Consider the following 5,948-nt stretch of genomic DNA (forward strand, 5'->3'; position numbering starts at 1 on the left):
TGCAAAGAAGGGCAATCTTGAGTACAACTCAGTTAGAATGCATGAGGAGGATGCAGAGGTTGTGATTGGACCTATGATCGTCAGGGGAAAGGATAGACTGGAAGGTGTGGTTCTAAACCTCAAAAAGGTGGAGGAGAAACCTATAAAATCAGAGGATGAGGAAGAGGAGATGTTAAGGATCTTGCTGAGCGAATAGACAAAAGTTTTTGCAGCACTTTTCTATTTTTAATTTTGCATAATTTTTATATCTTTCTATTGGACTAATTCAGGATAATCAGCAGAGCCTCTCTGAAGGTTTGCTAGCAAAGGGGATGGAAACAGAACAGGCACAGGTGTTGCTATATTGTGACAGGGCAATTCTTCTCGCAATAGTAGCTACTTTTGTCATCCTGCTGCTCTTCCTCATAAAAGCTTATATTTTTCCCTCTTGCTACCGTAGAGAATCTTCTAACTAATTAAATTATCCTAGGGTTCCATTAGAGAGCTTATTTTTATGCTTGCTTCTTCCGATTGATCTGAAAGACTCAGGAGGTAGTCGCATACAGCTTCTGGGTCTATTCTGTAATTAGCTATATCTGCAGGAGGTCTTCCATTCTCTTTATCCCATCTTCAGGCAATAAGCCGCTGCTATTGGAAGGATTTCAGGCACATCATGGTTAGCATCAGTAGCTGTCTGCAAGGCCGCTTGAAGGATTTCTGGTGTATATGCTCGTCACGAGCTCGAGAGAGCTTTCCTCCAAATACAACAAATTAAAAAATAAGAGAGCTACATGGCAAGGAATAATTCGGAGTATAATTCAGAAGATGGGTTATAGTTAAATTGTTGTTTTTAAAAGTTTTCTTCTTTTTTGCAAGAAGAGACCTAAGTATGAAAATCAATAAAATAAGAAAAAAGAGTAACAAAAGATAATAATTTAAGTTAGAAGAAAATAAGAAAAACGATGTAGTAGAAGGAGAAGATAAAAAAGAAAAAAGTAGGTATTAATATCAAGAAAAGTATTACAGGAACTAGTACTTTCGAGATTTTTGTGCATACTTCTCTAAGTCTTTAAGAGAGTATGCGAGTCGCATACCTCCAAAATTTACAGTGATATATATTTCTCCTAGTGTACTTATGTAGTAATCTGTAATTTTTCCTTTTTTTAACCTTTTACAACATCTCTTCCTATGAGTTTTTTGGCGATATCTTCTGGTTTTCCTCCCGACTTTATTCTTTGTAACAAATAACTATAGAGATCACCTAGCGTGAATGGCTGAGGTTGTTGAGCTAGTAATTTTTTTGAACTCGCTCCAATCTTTAATGTTTCTATACTTCTCTTCTTCCTTCCTCTACTTCCCCCTTCTCTATCTACTTCCTCAATTTCTTTTTCGATATGCTTTGTTTCTCACCATTAACTGTAACCTTTACTGGTATCTCATCACAGCTCCTAGGCTTCATCGGAACTTCGATAAATGATTCCCCTGAGAGCTCTATCACACCCGGGTTAAGCCAGTCAACATCACCGGACAGCTCAACACTTACCGTAGTTGGTCCATTTGCTTTGAGCTTAATCCTAAGCTTTCCCCACCTCTCCACCTCTATTCCATCGCTCTCGAAGCCCAAAAGCTCAAGCTTCTCATCTACGTTCACATGAAAATAATGGTATCTTTCCTCTAGATAAATTTTCTGCTTTGTTTTACTTTACTTAGTTCAAAAATAAAGACTATATCTCTTTAGTCGGTTTTTCAACTTCTACAATAAAATCGCTAACTTTTCTGATCTGATCTTCAAGCCATTCGAACATTTTTGTCATACTAGTCTTCTCTTCATCCTGCCTCGCTATGTTTTCAAGCATCAATACTGGGTGCTTGTCGAGAGCAGGAATGAAGCACTGTTGTATTTGGCTAAGGAATTCCTGAATAAACTTTTCTCTTGGAATTGGCGAATTCACGAGCTTTTTCCCTTTGTCATATTCTCTATTTGCTTCAAGTTTTAATCGATTCATTATGTCTGTGATTATTTGCTTTAATTCTTGAGGAGATGAAGCATATATAGCGTAGGTTTCCATATGGCCAGTAGATGAATATCTTAGAAAGGAAGTGTAATGAGTAGCATAATACTCATCTGGAAGATGGTGGATGATCTGAGCTTCTTCAAGTGCCATTATAACCTTATCACATATGAGTATTGTGAAAAGCTCATATTCTTCCCAAGCTATTGTGCCTAATGTTATACGATTTTCACTTCCTAAAGACCTGTTATATTTGAAAAAAGCGACCCACTTTTTTCGTTGTTCATCATATTTATACCACGATGCCGGTACTTCAAGGCGTACCTTGGTTCGCAATGCCAAATTCGGTATATAAAAGCCACATTTTGGGCAGTTATCCTCATGTGCATAAACTTTTTCACTGCATACCGGACATTTAATAACAAAGATTGGCCTTTCAGAAATTAAATAAGATCTATCCTTTTTAACAATCCACTTTTTATTCTCAGCCATCCTCAACGCTTCACTAAGCACAATCGGGTCATATTCCTTTAGATATGAGCTTGATGGATCCAAATTCATTGTTGTAGTCTGTAGTACTCGTGCTATACATACATAAACAGGTTTAAAAAGCTCTTCTAGAAATTCGTCTTGTTTATACGGATCCATCAAATCTCTGAATGGAAAACAGCATTCATTTGTGTCGAATGAAACATAAGAAGAACCAGATGGTCTAACATTATAAGATACAGTTCGGCACAAATCACTATTATATAGAATGGATTCATCTATGGGAGCCCATGGAAAACGCTTTTGAAGAAGGCGAATAATTTTTCTCATCTGTGAGTAGAGCTTTGAATGTACTTCAGCAGCATACTTCTCAGCATTGAAGAGAAGGCTGCTATCTCTTATATACCATGATTGGTTTGGAATAGGTTGCTTGCCTTTTCTTCGAAATTCATCCTCTATCTCATCTATCATGGACTTCAGAATTGTAGCTTCCCTTTTGATTTGTGAGATAACCTCATCATCAAATTCCAAAGCACACATCTTGGTGATAGCCGGGTATTAGGATATAAAAATGCTCTTCACTAATAGTATGCTGAACACTAGGATGAACAGTACAGGGGGATGAGGAAAGATCTCTCAAGGGCCTTTGATGACCTTAAATCAGCTGTTATATCAGCAAATTTCCTTATCCTCGACCTTCTGGCCATGAAAAAGCTCATTAAGGAGGGGAAGGTGAATATTGTCAAGTCTGAAATAGCGAGGGTCATATCAGCAGCTCAATCCGCTGAGAAAGGAGAAGCATGAGTTCTTAAGAAAAGTTGTGGCGAAGGATGTGAACAAATAACAATGGAGGAGAGATTAGCAGGTGCTGGAGGGCCATAACAAGAAACACTTTTTATCATCGTTTTCTCCCGTCTTTTAATGTAGGGATTATGAAGCATATTGCAATGGTAGAAGTAGAGCAAAACTAATCTTTAGCCGATTTATGAGAAGGAGCTATGGCGAACTGCTAGGATGAACCTTGCTTGAACATGCTTTTCCCAGCCTTAGAATGAAAATGCCTCAGAAAAGTCTGATGACAGGGTTCATGCGATCAGACCGAGTTCAAGCATTTCATAAACCGCAAAAAATTTTTATATTGTAGTATGTCTATTAAGCGATGGCTAGGGCTTCCAGCAGGCTGAGGAAGGAGATGCTTGATCTTCTTGAGAAGGATCTCGAGTTCAGATATGCAGTTGCAGGCTACCTGGGAATTTCTGGGATGTTTGAAGAGGCTTGAAAGCCTTGAGGAGAACATGACAAAGCTTTGGGAGGGTCAAAATAAGCTATGGGAGGAAATAAAGGGGATTCATATCAGCATAAGCAGGATGTCCTCCACTCTTGAAAGGCTCACTTTAACAGTTGAGGATGAGGCCAGGAGCGTGATAAAGCACAGGATAAAACAGGATCTGAACGTGGATATGGAGTTAGATAGAGTTTTCGTCGACTCAATGGAGATAAATATATATGGTGCAAACAAAGATCTATGCGTTATAGGTGAAGCCACTGTCAGGCTTGGAACCAATCTGGTGGACGAGCTTCTGGATAAAGTTGAGCTTATAAAACGCAAGAGGTCTGATCTTCTCAGAAAGAAAGTTATAAAAGTCATATATACTGATTATGCTGTTCCTGATGCTGTGGAGGCCGCTAAAAACAACAATATATGGATATTAAGGTGGGAAAAGGATCTGACCCCTCTGAAGGTAAGCGAGTAGGGTCTGGGGCAGTCCTAGTGATTTTGGAGATTATATAGCAGGCTTAACTGCTTTTTTGGGATAGATCTTGATGGAAATCACGATAGACCTGAGGAAGGAAAGAGAACAGGTATATGGCTCATGCATCATCAGCATGATCCTCTGGATCCTCCTATCCCTTCTTCTGGGCTTTCCTGTATGCATCGATCCCCTTCTCATCCTTGCATCCATAGTCTCCGTTGTCCTCCTGCACGAGCTCATGCACTCAATCCCTCTCCTGATCTGGAGGATGAAGTTCAGACCTGTGCTCATCCCGCCCAGCATCAAGATAGAGGATATTGGATCATCCCGCTACATCCTTGTGATGGTAATGCCTTCATTCCTCCAGCTCATCCCTCTCATAAAACCATCCTCTTTCTTTCTCTCCGTTATCTGGTAAACTCGATAGGGATGGGCGCTGATCTCTACGCATTTCTCCTATTGGCAGGGACAAAGGCCAAGATAAGGGATGAAGGGGATCGAATAATAATCTCAAGTGCCCCGGAGAGGAGAAGGAAAATCCTGAGCCCGCTGTGCTGCAGTGTTTTCTACAGCTCAGTCCTCACAATGGCCCTCTTTCCCTTAGAGCTTCTCATGAAAATTCCTCCACCTTTTCTCTTCGTTCTTCTAATAGTCCTGATGTGGATTTTCAGGCTTAAAAGGGAAAAACAGAAGATAAGCTATCCCTTCACAACACGGACTATTCTGTCATCTGAGACGCAAAGCTTGATATAATCTCCTGTTCTGGCAGCCAGAAGTTTCAGGAAGTCCCTCAAGCCCATGTCAGGCGTTGCATAATATGTCGCATTTCCCACCGTCAGAGCCAAATATGTATTTCCTCTGTAGACGAACTCCATTTTCTGATATATTATCCCCTCTACAACTCTACATGTCATGTTCTCCTGAGAAGAGAGCTTTATGCTGAAAACAGCCCTGAGAAAATCTGTGTAAGCTCCATAAGAAGGGCTGTACTGGTATATCTGCACCTGCTGCGGGTTTGTCGCATTCACCACAGCCATTCCCCACAGAGTAGTTACAGATGTCAGGGCATAAATGGGAACGATCCATAGGTATCCATCAATGTAGACAAGCTGGGCATATTTTGCGTATAAGCGGCCGCCGCTTATCGCTGGAAGCTTGCTCTGGACAAGGGACTGGACATAATGGGGACTGTATATCCCTATTCTCTTGACATCATAGTAGTAAACTCCTGTGCTGTTTGCTATCAGTATCGATACGATGCTGTTCGGGTTTGCCGGGCTTGTGCCAAAGTAAACCCTCAAAGTCCCTCCCTCTTTACCTGGAATGAGGAGCGTCATGTTCAAGAGATCCTGACTGTGCTGGCTTGCAGGCATCCAGAGAAAACCTCTAGGAATGAGGGTGAAGCTAACAGGGCTTGTTTCAGCCAAGAAGTATAGCCAGTCCTTTATGTATCCATCTAGGTAACCCCAATCATAGTCCTCAGGAAGAGATCTGTCGCCGCTGAACTGCTGCACAACCCTGAGGCTTTCATCGCTCCTGTAGACATATATCTCCCCCGGGATGGTGGAAAGGCCCAAGTTGATGGGCTTATTCGAGCATGCTGCAAAGTATGGCTCTTCCCCGAGGACAAATGGGTATACATTCCCGATTGGCTGGGCTGTCAGAAGGTAGGTCCTCCACCTGACATTGTTCGTCCACCAAAGCCCCGAGCCGA

General features: G+C 41.2%; 8 protein-coding genes. 5 read left to right on the forward strand and 3 right to left on the reverse strand.

The genetic code is table 11. The annotated features are described in order from the left end of the window. The coding region (locus D6D85_RS16010; protein WP_161969647.1) for a hypothetical protein at window positions 1-196 on the forward strand (196 nt) is incomplete at its 5' end. A 1,152-nt stretch (window positions 197-1,348) separates the two neighbouring features. Here D6D85_RS16010 and D6D85_RS02775 read toward each other — a convergent pair. Next, on the reverse strand, window positions 1,349-1,630 hold the full coding sequence (locus D6D85_RS02775; RefSeq protein ID WP_125670556.1) for a hypothetical protein: 282 nt from the start codon (window positions 1,628-1,630) through the stop codon (window positions 1,349-1,351). Between the two features lie 73 nt (window positions 1,631-1,703). Further along, window positions 1,704-3,011, reverse strand: a complete 1,308-nt coding sequence (locus D6D85_RS02780) for a hypothetical protein (protein ID WP_125670557.1) — start codon at window positions 3,009-3,011, stop codon at window positions 1,704-1,706. Window positions 3,012-3,101: 90 nt separating this feature from the next. Between D6D85_RS02780 and D6D85_RS02785 the strand changes: the two genes are divergently transcribed. The 4 genes from D6D85_RS02785 (at window position 3,102) to D6D85_RS02800 (ending at window position 4,987) form a co-directional block, all read left to right on the forward strand. After that, window positions 3,102-3,284: a hypothetical protein gene (locus D6D85_RS02785; RefSeq protein WP_125670558.1), complete on the forward strand. Its 183-nt coding sequence runs from the start codon at window positions 3,102-3,104 to the stop codon at window positions 3,282-3,284. Between the two features lie 461 nt (window positions 3,285-3,745). Continuing rightward, on the forward strand, window positions 3,746-4,234 hold the full coding sequence (locus D6D85_RS02790) for a hypothetical protein (protein WP_237558728.1): 489 nt from the start codon (window positions 3,746-3,748) through the stop codon (window positions 4,232-4,234). Window positions 4,235-4,304: 70 nt separating this feature from the next. Continuing rightward, entirely contained in the window at window positions 4,305-4,652 is a 348-nt protein-coding gene (locus D6D85_RS02795) for a hypothetical protein (RefSeq protein ID WP_125670559.1), read from the forward strand. An 11-nt stretch (window positions 4,653-4,663) separates the two neighbouring features. Continuing rightward, window positions 4,664-4,987 (forward strand): hypothetical protein, encoded by a 324-nt coding sequence (locus D6D85_RS02800; RefSeq protein WP_125670560.1) that lies wholly within the window; start codon window positions 4,664-4,666, stop codon window positions 4,985-4,987. Here the strand turns inward: D6D85_RS02800 and D6D85_RS16015 are convergent. Then, on the reverse strand, window positions 4,933-5,948 hold a 1,016-nt coding region (locus tag D6D85_RS16015), incomplete at its 5' end, for a hypothetical protein (RefSeq protein WP_161969648.1). The genes D6D85_RS02800 and D6D85_RS16015 overlap by 55 nt on opposite strands.

This window comes from Candidatus Methanodesulfokora washburnensis (assembly GCF_003947435.1).
Classification (GTDB): domain Archaea; phylum Korarchaeota; class Korarchaeia; order Korarchaeales; family Korarchaeaceae; genus Methanodesulfokora; species Methanodesulfokora washburnensis.